Origin of the sequence: Psychrobacter sp. TB55-MNA-CIBAN-0194 (assembly GCF_040309505.1) — a bacterium.
GTDB lineage: Bacteria > Pseudomonadota > Gammaproteobacteria > Pseudomonadales > Moraxellaceae > Psychrobacter > Psychrobacter fozii.
In genome coordinates, this window is record NZ_JBEOOW010000004.1 from 57131 (window position 1) to 78093 (window position 20963).

Here is a 20963-nt window from a genome sequence, read left to right on the forward strand (position 1 = left end):
CGGCAAGCTATTTTGCCTAAGAATAAATTTTATAAATATCTCAGCTATTTTAACAGCATTTATAGATTCTAATCGATGAAGGTGATATGGCTAATGATTGATGCCGCAACCGTCTTTTAGCTGTCTAGCTATTTCTAGACACCACTCATTTACCAAAATCTGTTGATGCCATCAGCGTAGCCAAAAACAAAATGATATAATGACGCAACTTTTTACCAGTTACCATTTTTTTGTGATTGTCACAATACAATCAACTACAAAATCATTAGCTTACCCTGATAGCAACCGTATTGACATCTTGACGCAAAAACTAAAATTATATTTAAGAAATGCACTATTATTCAAAAATCAATTTTAAAATTAATAAGGATACTTTATGTCCGCTCCGGCTATGTTAAAGGCTAACTATATTACTCAAGTGACGACGCTTGCTGATTGCGTCGGTCAAACGCCGTTGGTTAAATTGCAACGTCTACCTGAGACAGAGAAGTTAACCAATGGTGCTACGTTATTGGCCAAACTTGAGGGTAATAACCCTGCTGGCTCCGTCAAAGACCGTCCTGCTTTTAACATGATTTATCAAGCAGAACAGCGTGGTAACATCAAGCCTGGCGACATGTTAATTGAAGCGACTAGCGGTAATACGGGTATTGCCTTAGCCATGGTCGCGGCGATGCGTGGCTATCCAATAACACTGCTGATGCCAACCAACTCAACCCAAGAGCGTAAAGATGCCATGATTGCCTATGGTGCAACGTTAATCGAGGTTGATGAAGGGATAGAAGCAGCACGTGATTTGGCATTGCAAATGCAGACAGCGGGTGAAGGCATTGTATTAGATCAGTTCAACAACCCTGATAATAGTCAGGCGCATTACCTCACCACAGGGCCTGAACTGTGGGCGCAAACTGAAGGTAAAATCACGCATTTTATTAGCTCAATGGGCACTACTGGTACTATCACAGGTGTCTCACGATATCTGAAAGAACAAAATCCTGATATCAGAATCATCGGCTTGCAACCTGATGAAGAAGCTGCGATTGCAGGTATCCGTCGTTGGCCTGCCGCTTACATGCCTGGTATCTTCGATGCGGACTTAGTCGACGAAGTCATGGATATTAATCAGCGTGTCGCAGAAGTCTATATGCGCAAACTGGCCAAAACTGAAGGCATCTTCGCAGGCGTTTCTTCAGGGGCAGCGGCATGGGCAGCAGTACAGGTCGCTAAAGAAAATCCTAATGCCATTATTGCCTTTATCGTATGCGATCGTGGTGACCGTTACTTATCAACAGGTTTGTATAACGTTGTTGACAGCGATGTCGATGATAGCAGCCTAGAAGTTAAGTAACGAACAGACAACGCTGCTCAATATCGTTGGTTCAATTTAAGAGAGATTAATGCTGTCACTCTTATATGTTGGATTGACGATAAATTGATAAATAGTCAGGATTAACTATGTCACAAGCTCGACCTTCCGACCCTATACTGGTTTTTAATATCGAGACTGTCGCCGATACGGATGCGGCGCGCCGTATCTATCCGCAGTTGGCTGAACTCAATGATGCGGATACGCTAAGTGCTTTGACAGCTATCCGTATGCAAGAAGCTGGGCACGACTTTATGCGCCTGCCATTACAGCGTATTGTCTGTATTTCTGCTTTATATATTAAAGACGGCAATTTTTCATTGTTTTCGTTGACTGCAGATAAATTTAGCGAAAAAGACATTCTCACTAAATTCGTTCGAGCATTCAGCGATCTTGAAAAACTACCGCAACTGATCAGTTGGAACGGCTCAGGTTTTGATATCCCTGTGTTGATATATCGCGCCATGCAGTACGATTTGTCAGCGCCATGGTTATTTGAAGAAGGCGATCGCATCAAAAACATGCGCTTTGATAACTATATTAACCGCTTCCACACTCGTCATCTTGATTTGATGGACAGGTTTAGTCAGTACGGTGCCAGCCACCGCGAAGCCATGGATATTGTCGCAAGCCTTTATGGCCTACCCGGCAAAACTAATATTGATGGCAGCATGGTTGGTGACCTGGTTACTAATGAGGATTGGCAAGCGCTATCCATCTATTGCGAGTCTGACGTCATGAATACGTGGCTTATATATCTGCGCTGGTTGCGTCTAACGGGGCAACTGTCCTCACAAGACTTTGATAGTTGGCAGCAGCAGAGCTATGACTATTTAGTAAAACATACCCAAGCAGATGGCAGCATACGTCATCAAGCCTTCATAGCTGACTGGTCATCTGCACCCAACTCATAAAAATACCGCATTTTAAGCAGTCACTTTTACTTTTATTTCTTTGTTATTTATCATTTATTATTAAGGCAGGTTTATGCAACCCACCGATTCAAAAACGTCTATAGCATCTGACGCAGTGCCACAAACTGACGATAGACAATCCATCGTCGTTCCACCAAATAAGAAAAAATCTAAGCCATCATCAAAAACACGTCGTCGCCTAAAAGATGCAGAACCGATTCCTTTTACCATCGATAGATTGTCGCATGATGGTCGCGGTGTTGCTATCTATGGCAATGGTTTTGGGGTTGACGATGGTCATGCTGAAGACAAGCATGGCAAAACAACCTTTGTCAGTTTTGCGCTGCCAGGTGAAAGCGCATTGGTCAAAATCACCAATAGCCGTGCCAGTTTTGAGGAAGGCGATGCAGTCAGCATCACTGCCAACCCAAATCCTGAACGTACTGTACCACCCTGCCCTCATTTTGGCGTTTGCGGTGGCTGTAACTTGCAACATTGGCAGCCAGAAAGTCAAATTAGCTTTAAGCAATCTGTACTAGCCGAGATGCTTATACACCAAGCCAATATAGAGCCTGACAATTGGCTTGCACCAGTCGTTGGTGATCGCCTTGGTTATCGTACCAAAGCAAGATTGGGTGTACGTTATGTCACCAAAAAAGAAACGGCTTTGGTTGGTTTCCGTGAGCGCTCAAGTAACTTTTTAGCTGAGTTGAATGAATGTCATATCTTAGACCCACGCATTGGGTTTGAGATTGAAAACTTAAAAGCGTTGATCAGCACGTTAGAGAGTCGTAACAAGATTGCTCAGCTTGAATTGGCCATGGGTGAGCAGATACCTGAGTTGCCAGATGGCAATCAGCCAGTTGCCCTTATTGTGCGTAACTTAGAGCCATTATCAGACGGTGATGTAGAAAAGCTAAAAGTATTTTTTGCAGCACGTAATTGGCAGTTATATCTACAGTCTAAAGGTGCTGATAGCATCCAACGCATTGCATTAACAGATGCTGATGACATGAGCCAGCAGTTTGGACGTCTGTATTACCAGTTGCCAGAGTACGATCTGACGTTTGAATTTATCCCGACTGACTTTACTCAAGTTAACCTATCTGTGAATCGTCAAATGACCAAGCTCGCTTGCGATTTATTAGACCTAAAAGCAGGTGAACGCGTACTAGACTTATTTAGCGGCTTGGGTAACTTTAGCTTACCACTTGCGCGACTCGTCGGTGAGACAGGTTCCGTAGTCGGCGTGGAAGGAAGCGAAGCCATGACCGCACGTGCAGCAGATAATGCACGTCGCAATGGTATCAATAATACTGAGTTTTATAGCCAAGATTTGACACATGATTGCACTGATAAACCTTGGGCCAACCAAGGGTTTGATGCGTTACTAATCGATCCACCGCGCTCTGGTGCGTGGGAGATTATGCAGTATTTACCTAAATTTAATGCTGAGCGAATCGTTTACGTTTCTTGTAATCCTGCAACACTTGCACGTGATACAAAAGCATTATTAGAACAGGGCTATCGTCTGACACATGCTGGCGTGATGGATATGTTCTGCCATACTGGCCATGTTGAATCTATCGCTCGCTTCGAAAAAGTAGCTGTTTAACCTCTTGCTTCTTAAGTGAACTATTGAGTGTGCAAAATAGCTGTGTTTATATAATCGTTTCAATTTAAGAGTATTACAAGGCAATCGAGTGTCGGCGTATAGTAGATTCAATATAATTTGGATACAAGGAAGTCGAGTGAAAGTACTACAAATAGTAGACTGACACCGTATCCAGTTTATAGAGAATTAACTATATATTAAATACGTCAAGCGAGATCAACGCAGCAATACTTTTATGGTGGAATGACTATAGCAATTTATGCTCATCCAAAACTTGGATGCAGCAGCATTAATAAATAACAGCTATTTGCCCTGATTAACAGCAGACATTACATAGCCTTGCTTGATTTGTCATCTCAAAATGGGATAATAGTAAACAACTTTTCTATGTTTAGAAAATCAGAACTTAGTAAACGTTCATACTCATAGCTTTATATATTTTACACGCATTTTCTAGCTGCTAAAAATCGCTTTTTAGCAGTCGTATTAATTTATATCTGATACTTTATGAAAGTACGAATTTGAAATGTGTGTACAGTAGACGGGGTTATACTCAATTCAAAATAGCTAAGAGGAGTCGGCTATGGTAAAAATTCGTGAAGGATTACCGCTAGTGGATGGACAGACCACACAAGCCGATAGTGCAACGCTTGCAGCCCAGCTGGTTGCGAGCCAACGCTCTCATCAGTCTGCCAATAGCTATGCCCAAATCCCGCTCGATATCAAATACCAGCTAGCAACTCATAAGCTACACACCACTTTTGATCGCTCAGCCTTACATGCTTTTCATAGCCATGATCCAAAGCTTGAGAACGAGTATTCTGATAATCCGCTGTTGGATGATAACAATACGCTCTCTGAAGTAGAAATTGAAGCTATTGACTTGGATCAGGTTAATATCGACGTCCCCACTTGGCTAGACAATGTGGCCAAACGTATTGGTCAAGACTCTGTCCCTAACCTGCATGCTGCTTGTGAATTTATTCGCAATCATATGAATACTAGCGAGTCTGAACGCTCAGGCGCTTATGTCACTGGTATTGGTATGACCGACATATTGACCTATCTTTATCAAGATGAAGATGCACTTGTTGCTGCCATGCTCTATCGCAGTGCGCGTAAATCTATTATTAGCCTCGCTGAGATAGAAAAAAACTTTGGGTCGGATATATCCACCTTAGTCAAAGATGCCTTGGCAATGGGTAAGCTGTCTGAGATTATCGAGAGTAATAAGCGCTTAGAAGATCACTTCGTGAACAATCAGCGTGACCAGCTATCCAATATTTATAGCATGCTCATCTCTGTCACTAACGATGTACGCGTCGTACTGATTAAGCTGTCTGAGCGTACCTTTGCCATGCGTGAGCTGACGTTCTCTAGTGTAGCCAGGCAAAATCGTGTCGCACGTGAAGTCATGACTATCTACGCCCCATTAGCGCATCGACTGGGTATCGCACAACTGAAATGGGAACTTGAGGATTTAGCTTTTCGCTATCTTGCACCTGATCGCTACAAAGAGATTGCCAAGCTACTATCTGAAAAACGCAGTGAGCGTGAGTCCTATATTCAGCGCGTGCAAAACAAACTCAATGAAGCGTTAGCAGAAGCCAACATCGAAGGTGAGGTTTCTGGGCGTGTCAAACATATCTATTCGATTTACCGAAAAATGAAGCTCAAAGGCTTATCATTCGATCAGCTTTATGATATTCGTGCATTGCGAGTACTGGTTACCAACCCTTCAGACTGCTACCACGTCTTAGGTTTGGTCCATGGATTATGGCGTTATATCCCTGAACAGTTTGATGACTATATCACCAATCCAAAATCTAACGGGTATCGCTCGCTACATACTGCCGTGATTGCGAAAAATAAATCTCTCGAAGTACAGATTCGTACACATGAGATGCATTTTGAAGCAGAGCTTGGCATGTGCGCGCATGTTAACTACAAAGAAGGTTTGAAGAATAAAAAGGATAATTACCTTAATCAAAGAATCAGCTCTCTGCGTCAACTTTTATCTATTAATAATGAAACACGCAATCAGCTACGGTCATCGTCGTTAACAGGTGAGGATCTAGATGAGATAGAACTCGACGAAGAAGAACAACTCGTTGATTTTGATGAGCTAGAACGTATTTATATCTTCAGCCGTGATGGTGATATTACCGAATTACCAAAAGGTGCGACCGTTCTTGATTTTGCTTACTACGTGCATACTCAAGTTGGCAATCGTGCGCAAGCTGCTCGAGTCAATCAACGCTATGTACCGCTCACCTATCAGCTCAAAACGGGTGAACAAGTTGAAATCATCACTAAGGCATCACGTGAACCTAATCGCGATTGGCTGGTTGCCTCGCTCGGTTATATTCACACCAACCGTGCACGCTCGAAATTAAGACAATGGTTTAACAAACAAGACCGTGATAAGAATATTGAGATTGGTCGTCAAATGCTCAGCAAAGAGCTGGAACGACTATCGGTACATCCAAACAGTATCGATTTGAACGATTATCTTCAGCATTTCAATGCCAATACTACCGATGATATTATCGTCGGACTGGTCACCGGTGATATCGGTCTAAACCAGTTAACCAGCCATATCTCGCGACAGCTACATCTAGAGCCTGAAAGGCCTCCTGAAGACTTTATACCCAGTGTAGATAATAGAGACACTGGCAAACTTGATGCCTATAAGATTCACGTTGACGGTCTGGATAATATTGAAGTTAATTTAGCAGGTTGCTGTCACCCTGTACACGGTGAGCCAATTGCTGGTTACATTACTTTGTCACGAGGGGTCAGTGTCCATAATCGTGGCTGCCCTGAGTATTCGCGTCTCATCGAGCGAGACCCTGAGCGTGCGATAGAAGCCGCTTGGCGAGTACAATCTGGTCGTTATCAACCGGTTGACATCCATGTAGAGGCTTATGATAGACGAGGGCTATTGCGTGACTTGACACAAATTATTGATAAAGAAAACGTCAATATTCGTCAGGTTCAGACACTTAGTAATGACGATAATATTGCCTTTTTGAAATTTCATATTGAAGTTTCGGGACTGGCTCATTTGTCTAAGCTCTTGGCTAAGTTAGAGCAACAGCATGGCATCTTGCATGCTCGCCGCGCCGTCGTTTAAATACAAGCCTAGCTATACATATCCATTTAATCATAAAGTTGCCATAGAAATATCATGCCTGAATTGCCTGAAGTAGAAACGACCAAAACTAGCCTAGCGCCATTACTAGGGCAACAGGTTATCGATGTAAAAATATTCCAGCCGAAGTTACGCTGGGCGATGCCCGATGACTTAGATATCTTGGTTAATTTCACACTAGATAGTGTCGAGCGCCGAGCAAAATATTTAATACTGAACTTTTTACCTGCGTCATCTAATGATAGTAGCTCAGTGGCGCAATCTAATAAGCTAGCACCTCGACAGCTTTTAGTTCATTTAGGCATGTCAGGTAGCTTACAGCAGCATAGTTATGGCACGGATAAACGCAAGCACGACCATTTAGTAATAGTGTTCAATAATGCTGATAATACCAAATCCCAGCTACACTATTATGACCCAAGACGATTTGGCTCGGTATTATGGTATCAAGATTATAGTGCCAAGCTATTGGACCACCTAGGTCCTGAGCCACTTTCAGATGAATTTACTGCGGACTATCTATACCACTTGATTCAACGTACAAGCGTATCTGGTGAAAACGCCGAGTCCACAGTCACAAATAAAGCTAAATCAAAAAAGCAACCTATCTCCCGCCCTATCAAGTCAGTTATCATGGAACAGCAAGTGGTAGTAGGTGTAGGGAATATCTATGCCACAGAAAGCTTATATTTATCAGGCATCCACCCGGCCACACCTTCTCATCAACTATCGTATGATCAGATTGTCATTTTAGTTGATCACATTAAAGTTATCCTAAAAAAAGCGATAGCACTTGGCGGTTCGACACTACGAGATTTTACCGTTGCTAGCGGTCAAACAGGTTACTTTCAGCAGACACTAAACGTTTACGGTAGACAAGGTGAAGCGTGTCCACATTGTCAGACAACACTTGAGAATATCAAGCTTAATGGCCGAGCCAGTGTCTTTTGCCCTAGTTGTCAACCAATGGGTTAACCATAATTTTCAGTAATTTTACCTACCCGTTTCGATCTACAATCAACAGCGTAGTAATTTCATTTGAATGTCTTATATTTTTTCATTCAAACCAGCATATCATGCGCATTTTTGTTGCTTATTAACGCACATCTTGCTTTAATAGTAATAACACTTACATAAATAGTGCATACGGTTTATTTATCTGTAATATTTAGCTTACCTATCGCTGCGAGGATATTTTTTTGTAGAAATATCAGCAGCCACTAATCATACCAATTGTGAATTTTAGGATATCGTTATGACTGTTAAAGCCAAGAAACAACGCACAGTTAAGCAAAAAGCTTTTACTGTTGCTACCAGCTTAAGTCTGTTGGTCGCTAGCATGCAGCCAGCCTTGGCCGCAATAGAGATTGATGAAACTGACTTTGGGCCTTCCTATGGAACCATGGTTGCGGATGCTACCGTAGGTAAGCCTCTTCAACTGGTCGGTGCCGTTGCTGGTACTGCACTCTACCTTGTTAGCCTGCCTTTCTCCCTAATCGGTGGTAACGCAGATCAAGCGCAGCAGAAGCTATTCGTCGAGCCTTGGGGTGCGATGGGCCGTTGCTTAGGTTGCTCTGTTGCTGAAGACAACTATTATAAGTCACAAGCAAATGATAACAACCTTGTGCGTATCGTCGTCGACCAACCATCAGAAATTTTAATCAATACAAACGACTACGTAATCGTTAATCCATAAGCAGTTATTTTTAAGTATATTGCATTATAATATATAGATACTAAATCTAATTTGTTTGTAAATTGACAATAAAAAAGGCTAACGCGACGTTAGCCTTTTTTATTGTTTTATTCACTACATTAAATGACTTTATTTAGAGATGTCAGTATTACTTAACTTGGCACTAATTTCACGAAGTAATAGTACCTCTTCCGAAGGTTCCACAATGGCCTCTACCACTTCTTCTACTTCTTGAGCACGGCGCATTTTATTTACCGTTCTGACCATCATAAAGATAATGAACGCTAAAATTAGGAAGTTAATAAGCACCGTAATAAAGTTACCGTATGCTAATACTGGAACACCCGATTCTTTAAGTGCGTCATAGGTCATAGCAATACCTTCAGGTGCGTCCCCTAATACTAAGAACATGTTCTTAAAGTCAATTTCGCCACCGAATATAAAGGCGACGATAGGCATGATAATGTCTGCCACGAGAGAAGTTGTGATGGTTGCGAAAGCACCACCAATGATGACACCAACTGCTAGGTCCATCACATTACCTTTTAACGCAAACTCTTTAAACTCAGATACCATACTCATTATTTTTCCCCAAAATTTATCTATAAACAGATATAACTGTCTAGTTATCGCCACAATTGGCTTTAATAGTAATTATTGAATATATTAATATGACTATTCATTCTGTCTCTATTTTTGCAAAATTACAACACAAAAAAAAGCAGTATAAAGTGAAGCACTATTCGCTCACCTTATACTGCTAATTTTTTAACGGCTTCAATGTCAGAAAATCTTTACTGACATTGAATTTCAGCGTCAAACATCAATGATATGAATTACTAAGTAACCCACTTATTGATATTAAGCACCTTTTTTACCACGGCCGTGACGCTTACGCTCACTTTCAGTCAAGTAACGCTTACGTAGACGAATCGCTTTAGGGGTTACTTCAACCAATTCGTCATCTTGGATGAATTCAAGTGCTTGCTCAAGCGTAAACTTAACTGCTGGCGTCAACGTCAATGCTTCATCAGTACCACTAGCACGTACGTTGGTTAGCTGTTTAGCTGTCGTTGGGTTAACAGTCATGTCATCGTTACGAGAGTTCAGACCGACAATCATACCTTCGTAAACTTCAAGCTGTGGCTCAGCAAATAACTTACCACGTTTTTGAAGGTTAAATAGTGCAAAGCCTAGGCAAACACCTTTAGCCATAGAAACCAATACACCATTAGAGCGACCACCAACATCACCGATCTTTTGCGGACCGTAATGTGAGAAGCTAGAAGTCATGATACCGCTGCCTGAAGTCAGAGTTAAGAACTCAGAACGGAAACCAATCAGACCACGAGCAGGAATAGTCGCTTCAATACGCATACGACCTTTACCATCAAGTTCCATGTTAGTCATCTCGCCTTTGCGTAGACCAACTTGCTCCATGATAGAACCTTGATGCCCGTCTTCAATATCGAACACAACGTTTTCATACGGCTCTTGTAACTTACCATCAACTTCTTTAACGATAACTTCTGGGCCTGAAACACCCATCTCAAAACCTTCACGACGCATGTTTTCGATAAGTACAGATAAGTGAAGCTCACCGCGACCTGATACTTTAAATTTATCAGGAGACTCTGTGTCTTCTACACGTAGTGCTACGTTATGAATCAATTCACGCTCAAGACGCTCACGAATATTACGTGACGTCACAAACTTACCATCACGACCAGCGAACGGTGAGTTGTTTACTTGAAAATTCATTGATACGGTAGGTTCATCTACCGTTAGTGCTGGTAATGCTTCAACATTAGCTGGATCACAAATCGTATCTGAGATATTAAGTGCGTCAATACCAGTGATACAAACGATATCACCAGCTTGTGCATCTTCAACATCAATACGATCAAGACCATGATAGCCCATGATTTTTAGAATACGGCCATTACGCGTGTTGCCATGCTTGTCAATGACAGTTACTTGCGTGTTCAATTTAACTTTACCACGCTGGATACGACCAATACCGATAACACCAACAAAGCTGTTGTAGTCAAGGCTTGAGATTTGCATGCGGAATGGTGCATCTGCATCAACCTGTGGAGCCTGTACAACATCAACGATAGTTTTGAATAGTGGCGTCATATCATCAGCTAAATTATCAGCTTCTAAACCTGCAACACCGTTCAATGCTGATGCATAAACAACTGGGAAATCAAGCTGCTCATCAGTCGCACCTAGGTTATCAAACAAATCAAAGATTTGATCCATTACCCAATCAGGACGCGAACCAGGACGGTCAATTTTATTGATAACAACAATAGGCTTTAGACCTTGCTCAAATGCTTTTTGCGTTACAAAACGAGTCTGAGGCATTGGACCATCAACAGCGTCAACAACTAGTAATACGCAGTCAACCATTGACATAACACGCTCAACTTCACCACCGAAATCGGCGTGACCTGGGGTGTCAACAATGTTGATACGGTATTCTGTATCTACAGTTTGATCTGTCCAGCGGATAGCTGTGTTTTTAGCCAAAATAGTAATACCACGTTCTTGCTCAATATCGCCTGAATCCATTGCACGTTCAGCAACGTTTGCACGGTCGCCAAAAGTACCAGACTGATGTAATAACTTATCAACCAAAGTTGTTTTACCGTGGTCAACGTGGGCAATAATTGCAATGTTACGCAGGTGTTTGATATCGTTCGCCATATAAAATGCTCGTTTCGTCTTAAAAAATGCAGTAGCAGTAAGCGCCGCCGGATAAACCTTTATCATCAACCAGATAGATATTGAATACTTACTTTTAGACGACTGCACCATAAGTGCTGTTAATCAAATAATTTCAATATAATCAAGAATCTACACTGATAAATTCATCATACAGATAGCTATGCTAATGTACATTCTGTCAATTTACAGAATGTTTGGGCAGCTAGTATAACATTATTGATTCATAAATTTATGTAATAACTCACTTTTCTCAATACATAAACAAAAAAAAGCCACCCAGTGGGTAGCTTTTTTTGTAACTATATATTTAATCACATAACCAATTGGCTATTACTTATTGAACAACCATGTCTTTAGTTTGTTCAACAGTCATTGTTTTGTCACCAGTGATGATGGCATAAACACGACGGTTCATAGCACGACCTTCTTCAGTGTCGTTTGGAGCGATTGGGTTGTCATAACCATAACCAACAGTTGATAGACGGTTTGGAGCGATACCGAATTCGTTAGTTAGCATAGATTTAACCGCAACGGCACGAGCTTCAGACAGACGTTGGTTGTAACGTGCTGAAGGACCAGTTTTAGAAGCATGACCTTCTACGCGTGCTACAGAGTTAGGATACTCACGCATCTTCTCTGCTACTTTAGCGATTTCTGGCTGGTACTGAGTTTTGATAGCTGATTTATCGTTATCAAAGAATACACGTAGTTCCATTTTCAGTTCATCAGTAATATCTACTGGTACTGGGCAACCGCGCTCATCTACTACAACGTTCATTGGAGTGCCTGGGCATGCATCGATGCTATCAGGTACGCCATCACCATCAGAATCAAGATCAGATTCAACTACTACTACTGGAGTAGTGTCAACCATTGGCTCTTGCATTGGCGGTACTGCTACTGTAGGTGCTAGATGGCCACCAAGTACAACTTCTAGACCGGCCAAAGCCATGCCTTCCCACCAGTTGTTATCAAAGTTATGAATCGCACGAGCTTCACCACGTAGGCTTAAAGCATCGTTGATACGATACATAGCACCTAGACCTAGGTTACCGATAGTATCTTTAGAGCTTGATACTTCAGTACCAGCAGTAACTGTTTCGCCAGTTACATCAGAAACATAAGTTTCTTGGTTTTCTACTTTGATCTTAGATTGACCAGCACCAACCAATACATATGGCTTGAATGCGCTATCAGTATAACCAGTAAACTCTTCAGTACCGATTAAGAAGTTACCAGAAAGCATGGTTTGTTCAACATCAAAACGATTAGCACCAGATTTAGCTGAATCTTCAGAAGCTTCGCCATTAGCATTTGATACACCATACTCAACTTGGAACTGAGTAGAAGGAGTAAGCTCGATACCTAGAGCAGCACCAGTATATAGGCTACTTTCTTTAGCTACGCCGCCGTTAGAGTTGCCATCACGATCCGTGTTTTCTTGCAAGTTTTTGCCGGTACGAAGGATATCACGCTGCTTGTCAGCTGTATCACTGATATCATCAGTAACATGGTAACCTAGTAATAATGGGCTAATCGTTACACCAGCGTTAGCAGCTAAAGGTGCTGCTGCTACTGCAACCAATGCTAGAGCTATTTTATTCAATTTCATGGACTTCCTCCAAAGGATAATTTTAGTGATGCATTAAGCAAAACCGTTTCTCAAGATGCTTCAAATAGACATCTTTTACGAATTTCAAGTGACAAAGCAAAACCAATTAAGGAGTAGCTTAGCGATTATCGATTCAGTTTACAACTTTTTTCGTTAAGGAGCTACACATTATTACACGATAATGTTGTAACTAAAACACAATAGCTTGCTGGAGTTACCTAGAACTAACACGCCTTACGCATTCTATCTTTTGTGTGTTAGCTTCCCATAGATAGTAAACCTAATAGCACCTATTGCCTGAGTATATTTTAATACGACAAGCAATTTTTCTCTATTATTAAAACCTGTCATTCACTAATTGAAACAAATTTTGACAGTAGACATATATTCTGTATATATTAGGATAGCCAACATTATTCTGCATATGTGAAATCCCAACCTATTTTTAAGTCTTTATGCGATCAAGATACTAAAGCTACATGCTCTTATAAGGTCTTTCTAAAATACTTGAACAGCCAATGATAAAAAGCGAGATTGTTTTATTGAAATAAGTTACTCACTATAGGTAATAAGACCTTATGACACTGCTATATAGAATATTATCAAGTTATAGAAAGCTATTTGCGTTTTTATCACTTTTATTGATATTGATTCAGTATAAACACGTCCATAAGAGATTTATCTTTTTCGTAATGCGACTTCATATGTCGTTTTCTGACAAATCCACGTTTGATAAAGTCACAACAAAGACAAACATCTTTAAAGATAGACAAGGTTTTACGCTTGTCGAGCTTATTTTTACCATCGTTATTTTAGGGATTCTGGTGGCGATTGCCGTGCCATTCATACAAACACAATTAGCACATATGGAAGCCAAGCGTATTAAGGGTCAGTTAGAAAGCTCGCTGACTCTAGCGAAGGCTGAGAGTTATATTAGAAGGCAGAATGTGATTGTCTGTTTATCTGATAGTGGAGGTCGCTGTAACCGGGATAGCGACACAACATTATTGCTCTTTATAGACGAAAATAATAACAAGCATTTTGATAACCAAATAGATTCCCTACTCTCTCAGCAGCCCTTAAACCCTAAATACAGTAAGCTAAGTTTAAGAGTGGGCGCCAGACGCCATTACACCAAGTTTTGGGGTGATAGTGGTAAGCCTCGAGGACACTTTGGACATATAAAATACTGTCCAACCGTTGACTATAATAAGACCACGTATCTTATATCGTTTAGTCAAACAGGCCATATAAAGCAGAAACTTAATGAAAACCACCCTACCAAATGCGATAGCTAGTCAGCTTGGCATACGACGCCTTTTAGTAATTTTGACGTATAGCTCATCTACAACAGAGATACACTTAGAACAAGGGGTAAGTCGTTCCCTAATCACATTTCTAAAACAATATGTGAGATAGCCTGTGTTTTGAGGGAAACAACTTTTATAGATAATATGACACAACGAGCATCTTAACTATTGATAACGTTGCTGCTGCTGCCATAATAAACGACTTTGCAATGGTTGATAATCGAGCAAGTGATCGATGAGGTGTCGATATAGTTTTGACCAATGGTTCAGAGTCACTTTAGTAATACCCAACTCTGCCATTCTTATCAATTCAGCACCCATGAATACAGTTTTCATAGTTGTGCTTTCTAAGGTACTTTCTAAATGTTCAAACTGTGACTCATTCTGTAAGACAGGCATAAATCCCACATCAGGTAAAAAACGATAAGAACAATCCGGTTCGATAATATCTTGGACACTATCGTGGGTCAAAATTAAGCTAAAACCCAACTCGTTAAATAAGTGAGACTCAAATTGGCGCAGACATAATCTTAATTCATCGGCATCTAAAGGCTGTCTAAGCTGATGTAGACTGTCTTGATAATGCTGCCACAATATGGGCATAGGATCTTCAGTAGGTAACAACCGCCACAAGATTTCATTTAAGTACAGAGCAGAGTATTGCTGCTGGCCAGTGATATTTCCATAAGGCACTGACTCTAGGGTAGCAGCGATATTATCCTTATCTTCTATACTTCTTGAAGTGTCAATTTGTGACGTGATATTGATTTGACTGAACGTCTTTAAATCACGTTTGCCGTTAGCAAAGAGTTGTAACGGCATAAATAATGGCGCGCCTTTTTTCCCAATACCATGTATCACACCATGCTGCTGAGAAAACAAATAGTATAAAGCGCGCTTTTCCTGATAGGGACGCTGATGTAATAAGTAACCGACTAGCGCTTCATTACGCATTTTTTATTACCTTAGCATTTAGCACGTAAAGAAACTTTCAAAATGCTAATGTCTAATTAATACCCCAAACTGGTCAATGCACGTTCATCATCAGACCAACCACGCTTCACTTTCACCCATAATGTGAGCATGATTTTTTTATCGAAAAGCTGCTCCATATCTTTACGAGCGTCCATACCGACTTGCTTGATACGCTGTCCTTTATCCCCAATGACAATCGCTTTTTGACCGCTACGCTCGACATAAATAGTCGCATCTATAAAAGTACAAGCTTTACGTGGACGACCTGTTTTTGGATCAGTATGTGCAGGCTCATCTTTAAATGCATCAATTTGTACTGTTAGATCATATGGCACTTCATCACCTGAACTACGCATGATTTTTTCGCGGATAATCTCACTGGCCAAAAAACGCTCTGATCGATCGGTGATTTGTTCAGTATCATAAATAGGTGCAGCAACGGGCAGATGTGATGCAATCACTTCTTCTAAACGGTCTAGATTTTGGTTTTTTAGAGCAGATACGGGTACGATATCAGCAAAATCAAAACTGGCATTAAAAGTTTCGATAAGTGGCAATACACTGCCTTTATCTTTTAAGGTATCTGATTTATTAATGACCAATACCACAGTTAAATCAGTCTCACCGAGCTTCTGCAAGGTCAACAAGTCATCGTCACGCCACTGGTCTGAATCAACAACGAATAGTACCAAATCAACATCTACTAATGCAGATACGGCGGCTTTGTTCATACGCTCATTGATAGCACGCACTTCATTACGATGAATACCTGGTGTATCTACAAATACGGCCTGCATCTCATGATTTGACAGAATGCCGTGAATACGATGACGAGTCGTTTGCGGTTTGCGTGACGTAATAGACAGCTTTTGACCTAACAAATGGTTCATTAAGGTCGATTTACCGACATTTGGACGTCCAACAATAGCAACATAACCTGTCTTGAAGTTATCAGCTATACCTTCATGACGACTAGGCGAAAAGAACTCTTCAATTGCCATATCGTTTTCTGACGTAACATCTTCTGAGTGATCGATACCGTCGTTCGTTATATCAGTATTATCTTGGCTTAAGTTGATATCTTTTTTTTCAGTCATATTTTCGGCGTTATCTTCATTATTTGAGGGCAAATCAGTATGATTGCTCATAGGGTAATCCTGTAGGTTTTATAACCAGTCAAACGGTACTTAATGATGAATTGGTTTTATCCGCACTAAAAAAGAGAAACCGTTGTTGGTTGGGAAATATTTGAGGTTTGAAAGTATGTGACGTTTGAAAGAAAGCAAATCAGCAGTTTTTCAAACGTCACTTAATATGGGTCGTCAGTTTAAAATTGCGTTGGTAGTAAATCACTAAATGTTAGTTATGTACGCTTTTTAGCTGAGCCTGGAAGTTTATGCAACTGGTTGATCATAAGCTCTGCTGCTTTTTGTTCAGCGATACGGCGGCTCTCACCAGATTCAGTAATATCAGGGCAGTTAATGATATTAACATGGCAACGTACAACAAATATTTGATACGGTGCATTACCACGTGTTTCCATTAGCTCATAATGTGGCAAGTCAAACTGCTTAGATTGAAGCCACTCTTGTAAACGACTTTTTGCATCTTTTAATGCTTTGCGATCATTGACGTTATCAATTAAATCTCCGTACCAAGAGAGTACGCAATCTCGCGTAATATCCATATCTTGACTGTCTAAATATATAGCCCCTATCAGAGACTCTACCGCATCGGCCAGTATAGAAGCACGATTGCGACCACCGCCCTTCCTCTCGCCCACTCCTAGTATAAGGTGATTAGAGAGCTCTAAGTTTTGCGCAATGATGACCAGTGACTCTTGGCGTACCAACGTTGCACGCATACGAGTTAATCGGCCTTCATTTTGGCTAGGATAGCGGTGATATAAAGCCTCACCGACAATCATACCTAGTAAGGCATCGCCTAAAAACTCTAAACGCTCATAGTTTTTCTTGCTATCAAACGAGCGATGCGTCAATGCAAGTTTCGGAAGGCTCAAGTCGTTGAACACATAGCCCAACTTACGCGTTAATACCGCTAGCCGCTGAATGAATTCTGAGCTAACAACAAGCGTGTCGACAGACGTGCTATTTTGTTGAGGAGTAGGAACCGCTTGGGAATGCTGCGAAGTTGGTTTCATGCGTGGCTTGTGGTTATCCCTTCTGTTTTACGAATTTAGTCATAATATCTATCGACTAAGGTTATAAGGAAAATTTAAGAGGATATTAACACCTCTTTCAATTACTCTGCTGCCGCCATATCGATATCACCTTCAAAACGATTGACGATATCAATATTGCTAAAGAAATTATTGGTTACTGCATATTGCTTGTAAATAGCTAACTGACCGGTTTTCTTATTAGTAAAAGTAAAAACTTCTTCTGCGGTAGTATTATAGTCAGCATTGATAGATAACTGCCTATTAACACGTGCAACAAACTGCTTGGCTGTTTCGTTATTATTATTTGACTCGAGAAGTTCTGTACTCAAAGTTTTAGTCAATTGATAATCACCAATCTGAGCTGGCACAATAGCAACGGTCAGTTTAGCAGCAACACCCAACACCATAATGATGAACACGATGCTTGTCACACTAGCACCACGCTGAGTGGCCAATCCAGATAATTGCTGCATTATTGTATTCCTCTACCGATAAGTTGCTTTTATAGTAAATACCTAAACATTAGATATCCGTTTATTAGATAGCAACAATATTAGCACAAAACTATTATCGAAAAATCAACCAATAGAGATTCTTACCATCTTAATTAATAGCACCATTGCGTTGGAAAGTTGGTAAGTTAAGTCCTGGTGGCTTATGCATCCAAATATAAACTGCTTTGCCCGCTAAGTTCTCATCAGGTACAAATCCCCAAAACCGACCATCCGCACTACGGTCACGGTTATCACCCATGACAAAATAATGACCTTCTGGCACATTGATACGCCATTCCGTCCCTTCTGAGCTAACCACTTCTGGTGACTGCTGCTGTAGAAAGGGTGCGTACTGAGCACTGTTCATACCAGTCAAGTAGCGAACAAGATGCTTGTTCTCACCTGGCGTCTCTTCAAAGTACTGTGCCTCACCTTCTTCTTGCTGACCCATCGCAACTGCACTTTCCTCGGTCAGCTCTTGCCCTGGAGCAATTTGTCCCGGCAGATAAAGCTGTGACGTCAATTCAGCACTTGCCGAAAAATCTACTGGCTGAGTGTCAATGGGAACATCGTTAATCGCAAGTATCCCTTGATCGTAGCTGACAGTATCACCAGGCAACCCAATCACACGCTTGATATAATAAATACTAGGATTTTCAGGGTAACGAAATACAGCAACATCACCATGCTCAGGCGAACCGGTATCCAATATTTTATTATAAGTTAGCGGTAGTCTTACGCCATAAGAATACTTGTTTACAGCAATAAAATCGCCCGTATAAAGCGTCGGCACCATAGAAGATGATGGAATATTGAAGGGCTCAATCAAGAATGAGCGCACAATCAATACCACTGCCAATACAGGGAAAAAATCATAAGCCCAGCGTACTAGTAAGCCTTCTTGACCACGCCCACGAGTTTTACGTTGTTTGAGTGCCAATTTGTCTAATAGCCAAACAATACCCAAAACGACGGTTAATGGCACTAAAATTAAATTAAAATCAAAATCCATACTAGTTTGCCTATTAACGAGCTGCTGCTTTAACGGTTGCTATTTATCAATTAATTGTACTAATCATTGTCAGTTTTACACTAACAATGAAGACTCAATACTTACTCTACTTGCAATACAGCCAAGAAGGCTTCTTGTGGAATTTCCACATTACCTACTTGCTTCATGCGTTTTTTACCCGCTTTCTGTTTAGACAATAGCTTTTTCTTACGTGAGACATCGCCACCATAACATTTTGCTAGTACATCTTTACGCATAGCTTTTACTGTACTACGACCAATGATTTGGCTACCAATAGCCGCCTGAATGGCCACATCAAACATCTGACGTGGAATTAACTCTTTCATCTTAGTGACTAGTGCATTACCACGATAACGTGATTGGGTTTCGTGCACAATCATCGCTAAGGCATCGACTTTATCGCCATTGATTAGCACATCGACTCTCACCAGTTTATCGGCTTGATAGCGCTCAAAGTTATAATCGAGCGAGGCAAAACCACGTGAGACCGACTTTAGGCGATCAAAGAAATCCATGACCACTTCGCCCATTGGAATGTCAAATATCAGCTGTACCTGTCGACCCATAAAGCGCATATCAACCTGAACACCACGACGTTCAATACACAAAGTCATCACATTACCTAAGTACTCTTGCGGTACTAGAATCTGACAGCGAGCAATCGGCTCACGAAACTCTTCGATATTGTTTGGCTCAGGCAAATGTGAGGGGTTATCTACATAAATAACATCGCCATTCTTTTTCTCAATTTCATAGATAACTGAGGGAGCTGTAGTAATCAAATCCAAATCGTATTCACGCTCTAGACGCTCTTGGATAATCTCCATGTGCAGCATACCCAAGAAGCCACAGCGGAAACCGAAACCAAGCGCATCTGAAGTATCTGGCTCAAAAAATAGTGATGCATCATTAATTTGCAGTTTTTGTAAGGCTTCACGGAATTTTTCGAAGTCAGTAGACTCTACAGGGAACATGCCTGCATAGACTTGCGGGGTTACTTGCTTAAAACCCGGAATACGATCGACATCAGGCGTTTTGGCGTGGGTAATCGTATCACCAACAGGCGCGCCGGCAATATCTTTAATACCAGCAATAATGAAACCAACTTCACCCGCCTCTAAAATACCCGTATCTACAGGCTTTGGCGTAAACACACCAATAGAACCCACTAAATGCGCTTCTTGAGTTGATTTAATATAGAGCTTATCACCTTTGCGTATGGTTCCTTCGCGCACACGAACCAATGACACCACACCCAAATAGTTATCAAACCACGAATCAATGATTAAGGCTTGTAGCGGTGCTTCACGGTCACCAGTCGGTGCTGGAATAAATGCAACCAATGCTTCTAGTAGTTTATCAACGCCTAAACCTGACTTGGCTGATACACGCGGTGCATCAACCGCATCTATACCAATGATGTCTTCAATCTCTTGAATAACACGCTCTGGCTCAACTTGTGGCAAATCAATTTTATTCAGTACAGCCATGACTTCTAGGCCTTGATCAACTGCGGTATAGCAGTTGGCTACTGATTGCGCTTCGACGCCTTGCGCGGCATCAACGACCAAAAGAGCACCTTCACAAGCCGCTAATGAGCGCGACACCTCATAAGAAAAGTCGACGTGTCCTGGTGTATCGATAAAATTGAGCTGATAACGCTCGCCATTAGGATGATCGTAGAACAAAGTTACTGACTGCGCCTTAATAGTGATACCGCGCTCACGCTCAATATCCATGGAGTCCAGTACTTGCGCCTGCATCTCGCGATCTTGCAAGGCACCGCACATCTGAATAAAACGATCAGCAAGTGTCGACTTGCCATGATCAATGTGGGCAATGATTGAAAAGTTACGAATATTGGCTAATGCAGTCACAA

At 41.3% G+C, this 20963-nt stretch carries 16 protein-coding genes; 7 read left to right on the top strand and 9 right to left on the bottom strand.

Going from position 1 to position 20963, the window contains the following annotated elements; genetic code table 11:
- Positions 1–376: 376 nt before the first annotated feature.
- The 6 genes from cysM (at position 377) to AAEY75_RS06010 (ending at position 8745) form a co-directional block, all read left to right on the top strand.
- On the top strand, positions 377–1348 hold the full coding sequence (cysM, locus tag AAEY75_RS05985; RefSeq protein ID WP_502944378.1) for a cysteine synthase CysM: 972 nt from the start codon (positions 377–379) through the stop codon (positions 1346–1348).
- A 107-nt stretch (positions 1349–1455) separates the two neighbouring features.
- Positions 1456–2280 (top strand): 3'-5' exonuclease, encoded by an 825-nt coding sequence (locus AAEY75_RS05990; RefSeq protein WP_110921733.1) that lies wholly within the window; start codon positions 1456–1458, stop codon positions 2278–2280.
- Positions 2281–2353: 73 nt separating this feature from the next.
- Positions 2354–3895 carry a 23S rRNA (uracil(1939)-C(5))-methyltransferase RlmD gene (gene rlmD / locus AAEY75_RS05995; RefSeq protein ID WP_197099849.1) on the top strand — a complete coding sequence of 514 codons (1542 nt, stop codon included), beginning with the start codon at positions 2354–2356 and terminating at the stop codon, positions 3893–3895.
- A gap of 583 nt (positions 3896–4478) precedes the next feature.
- A complete protein-coding gene (locus tag AAEY75_RS06000) occupies positions 4479–7031 on the top strand; it encodes a RelA/SpoT family protein (protein WP_197215889.1) in 2553 nt (850 codons plus the stop codon).
- A 54-nt stretch (positions 7032–7085) separates the two neighbouring features.
- Positions 7086–8024: a bifunctional DNA-formamidopyrimidine glycosylase/DNA-(apurinic or apyrimidinic site) lyase gene (gene mutM / locus AAEY75_RS06005; RefSeq protein ID WP_197099847.1), complete on the top strand. Its 939-nt coding sequence runs from the start codon at positions 7086–7088 to the stop codon at positions 8022–8024.
- Between the two features lie 280 nt (positions 8025–8304).
- Positions 8305–8745 carry a hypothetical protein gene (locus AAEY75_RS06010; RefSeq protein WP_352259045.1) on the top strand — a complete coding sequence of 147 codons (441 nt, stop codon included), beginning with the start codon at positions 8305–8307 and terminating at the stop codon, positions 8743–8745.
- Positions 8746–8874: 129 nt separating this feature from the next.
- Here the strand turns inward: AAEY75_RS06010 and mscL are convergent, their stop codons facing one another.
- The 3 genes from mscL to AAEY75_RS06025 all read right to left on the bottom strand — a co-directional run bounded on the left by mscL (position 8875) and on the right by AAEY75_RS06025 (position 13090).
- Entirely contained in the window at positions 8875–9327 is a 453-nt protein-coding gene (gene mscL / locus AAEY75_RS06015) for a large conductance mechanosensitive channel protein MscL (protein WP_110921738.1), read from the bottom strand.
- 279 nt (positions 9328–9606) lie between these two features.
- Positions 9607–11457 (bottom strand): translational GTPase TypA, encoded by a 1851-nt coding sequence (gene typA / locus AAEY75_RS06020; RefSeq protein ID WP_110921739.1) that lies wholly within the window; start codon positions 11455–11457, stop codon positions 9607–9609.
- Positions 11458–11812: 355 nt separating this feature from the next.
- Positions 11813–13090 carry an OmpA family protein gene (locus AAEY75_RS06025; protein WP_110921740.1) on the bottom strand — a complete coding sequence of 426 codons (1278 nt, stop codon included), beginning with the start codon at positions 13088–13090 and terminating at the stop codon, positions 11813–11815.
- 704 nt (positions 13091–13794) lie between these two features.
- Between AAEY75_RS06025 and AAEY75_RS06030 the strand changes: the two genes are divergently transcribed.
- Positions 13795–14388 (top strand): GspH/FimT family pseudopilin, encoded by a 594-nt coding sequence (locus AAEY75_RS06030; protein ID WP_197215888.1) that lies wholly within the window; start codon positions 13795–13797, stop codon positions 14386–14388.
- Between the two features lie 177 nt (positions 14389–14565).
- On the opposite strand, the gene recO is transcribed toward AAEY75_RS06030, so the two are convergent.
- From recO to lepA, 6 genes are all read right to left on the bottom strand, one after another.
- Positions 14566–15354 carry a DNA repair protein RecO gene (recO, locus tag AAEY75_RS06035; RefSeq protein ID WP_197215887.1) on the bottom strand — a complete coding sequence of 263 codons (789 nt, stop codon included), beginning with the start codon at positions 15352–15354 and terminating at the stop codon, positions 14566–14568.
- A gap of 56 nt (positions 15355–15410) precedes the next feature.
- On the bottom strand, positions 15411–16376 hold the full coding sequence (gene era / locus AAEY75_RS06040) for a GTPase Era (protein WP_352259214.1): 966 nt from the start codon (positions 16374–16376) through the stop codon (positions 15411–15413).
- A 362-nt stretch (positions 16377–16738) separates the two neighbouring features.
- On the bottom strand, positions 16739–17536 hold the full coding sequence (gene rnc / locus AAEY75_RS06045) for a ribonuclease III (RefSeq protein ID WP_110921742.1): 798 nt from the start codon (positions 17534–17536) through the stop codon (positions 16739–16741).
- Between the two features lie 101 nt (positions 17537–17637).
- Positions 17638–18030 (bottom strand): DUF4845 domain-containing protein, encoded by a 393-nt coding sequence (locus AAEY75_RS06050; RefSeq protein ID WP_352259049.1) that lies wholly within the window; start codon positions 18028–18030, stop codon positions 17638–17640.
- Positions 18031–18160: 130 nt separating this feature from the next.
- Positions 18161–19063: a signal peptidase I gene (lepB, locus tag AAEY75_RS06055; RefSeq protein WP_352259051.1), complete on the bottom strand. Its 903-nt coding sequence runs from the start codon at positions 19061–19063 to the stop codon at positions 18161–18163.
- A 101-nt stretch (positions 19064–19164) separates the two neighbouring features.
- Positions 19165–20961 (bottom strand): translation elongation factor 4, encoded by a 1797-nt coding sequence (gene lepA / locus AAEY75_RS06060; protein WP_110921745.1) that lies wholly within the window; start codon positions 20959–20961, stop codon positions 19165–19167.
- Between the last annotated feature and the right edge of the window lie 2 nt (positions 20962–20963).